2 protein-coding genes are annotated in these 2,493 nt (G+C 69.3%); both read right to left on the minus strand.

The features are described from left to right. Positions 1-41: 41 nt before the first annotated feature. On the minus strand, positions 42-1,484 hold the full coding sequence (locus tag H7290_RS13385) for an SDR family NAD(P)-dependent oxidoreductase (RefSeq protein ID WP_290514513.1): 1,443 nt from the start codon (positions 1,482-1,484) through the stop codon (positions 42-44). Between the two features lie 47 nt (positions 1,485-1,531). Continuing rightward, positions 1,532-2,493: dihydroxy-acid dehydratase (locus H7290_RS13390; protein WP_290514514.1), on the minus strand; the 962-nt coding region annotated here is incomplete at its 5' end.

Raw genomic sequence — 2,493 nt, forward strand, 5'->3', positions numbered from 1 at the left:
CCGGGGTGCGGTCGACGGCTCGGGAAGGAGGACACGAACAATCACCATGGCGAGGCCTCGTACTCCTCCAGGAAGCCCCCGTTCACGTCGTCACCGGCTTCGCCCCGCACGAGCGGGTCGTAGACCCGGGCGGCGCCGTCGACGAGGTCGAGCGGAGCCTTGAACCCTTCCTCGGCGAGGCGGACCTTCGTCGGGTGCGGACGCTCGTCGGTGATCCAGCCGGTGTCGACGGCGGTCATCAGGATTCCGTCCTCCTCGAGCATCTCCGCTGCACTGGTGCGGGTCAGCATGTTCAGCGCCGCCTTGGCCATGTTGGTGTGCGGGTGGCCGGGGCCCTTGTAGCGGCGGCTGAACTGGCCCTCCATCGCCGAGACGTTGACGACGTACGTCCGGTCAGCAGCAGCAGCGGCCATCGAGGGGCGTAACCGGCTCACCAGGATGAAGGGAGCCGTGGTGTTGCACAGCTGCACCTCGAGGAGCTCGAGCGCATCGACCTCATGCACCCGCTGCGTCCAGCTGTTGACGTCGACGGTGTCGGGCACCAGGCCCCCCGCGTCGATGCGGTCGAGGTCGGCTGAGCCGGCGGTGAGCGCCATCGCCGTCAGCTCGTCGGCCGAGTGCGCATCTGCAGCGAGGACGGGGTGGGACGAGACCGAGCCGACGAGCGCCGCAGGATGCGCGTCACTGGTGTGACCGAAGGTCAACAGCTCGGGCAGCGGGCCGGCGGGGAGCGGCGCCGACTCGGCCTCGGCCAGCGGCGCGTAGGCACCCGGCGTGCGGCGAACCGTCTGCGCGGCGTTGTTGATGAGGATGTCGAGCGGGCCCTGGGCAGCGACCGAGTCGGCGAGCCCCACGACCTGCGCCGGGTCGCGCAGGTCGATGCCGACGATGCGGAGACGGTGGATCCAGTCGGCGCTGTCGGGCATTGCCGTGAAGCGCCGCACCGCATCGTGCGGGAAACGGGTGGTGATCGTCGTGTGGGCGCCGTCGCGCAGGAGTCGGAGCGCGATGTACATGCCGATCTTGGCGCGGCCCCCGGTGAGCAGCGCCCGCCTGCCGGTGAGGTCGGTGCGGGCGTCACGCTTGGCACGGTTGAGAGCTGCGCAGTCGGGGCAGAGCTGGTGGTAGAACGCGTCGACCGCGGTGTACTTCTGCTTGCAGATGTAGCACGGCCGCGCGACGAGAAGCGTCCCCGCCGTGGCGCCGGCGGCGTTCGACACCAGCGGGATGCCCTCGGTCTCGTCATCGATGCGGGTGGGCGAGCCGGTGGCCGTGATCGAGACGACAGCGCGATCGGCGGCGGCGACCCGCGCCCGCTTGTCGAGGCGGCGATGCTTCTTGACGTTCTTGTAGAACGTCCCGCAGGCACGCCGCAGCGCGACATAGTCTGGGTCGTCCTCGACGAGACGTTCGGCCGCGGCGAGCACCCTCAGGGCCACCGCGAGGTCGGCAGGGTCGATGCCGTCGGCGGCTGTCTCGGTCACGATCAAGTGTCCCATCCCCGCCGTTGTGTCTTCAACGCTACGGAGGGTCAGCCGCAGACGGCACCATCGGCCGCCGAGCTCACGAGCTTGCGGTACTTCGCGAGGACGCCCTTGGTGTACTTCGACGGCGGCGGGGCCCAGCCGACCTTGCGCGACTCGAGCTCGTCGGGGTCGACCTCGAGCTCCAAGGTGCGGTTGGCCATGTCGAGGACGATCGGGTCGCCGTCCTGGACGAAGGCGATCGGTCCACCGTCGACGGCCTCGGGCGCAACGTGTCCGACGCAGAGACCGGTCGTGCCACCGGAGAAGCGTCCATCGGTGAGGAGCAGGACCTCCTTGCCCAGGCCAGCACCCTTGATCGCGCCGGTGATGGCAAGCATCTCGCGCATGCCCGGGCCGCCCTTGGGCCCTTCGTAGCGAATGACCACGACGTCGTTGGCGACGATCGTTCCATCCTCCAGTGCGTCCATCGCCTTGCGTTCACCGTCGAAGACCCGTGCGGTGCCACGGAACACGTCGGAGTCGAACCCGGCGCTCTTGACGACGGCGCCCTCCGGGGCGAGCGTGCCGTGCAGGATCGTGAGGCCGCCGGTCTTGTGGATCGGCCGATTGAGGGGCCTGATGACGTCGCCGTCGACCGCCGTCTCGATGTGCGCGAGGTTCTCGGCCATCGTCTTGCCGGTGACCGTGAGGCAGTCGCCATCCATCAGCCCGGCGTCGAGCAGCGCCTTCATGACGACGGGAATGCCGCCGACCCTGTCAACATCGTTCATGACGTAGCGACCGAACGGCTTGAGGTCGCCGAGGTGAGGCACCTTGTCGCCGACCCGGTTGAAGTCGGCGAGCGTGAGGTCGACCTCGGCCTCGCGGGCGATCGCGAGCAGGTGCAGGACGGCGTTGGTGGAGCCGCCGAGCGCCATCACGACGGCGATGGCGTTCTCGAAGGCCGGCTTGGTGAGGATCTGCCGGGCGGTGATGCCACGGCGCAGCAGCTCGACGACGGCCTTTC

It is taken from the genome of Aeromicrobium sp., from assembly GCF_014378035.1.
Taxonomy (GTDB): Bacteria; Actinomycetota; Actinomycetes; order Propionibacteriales; family Nocardioidaceae; genus Aeromicrobium.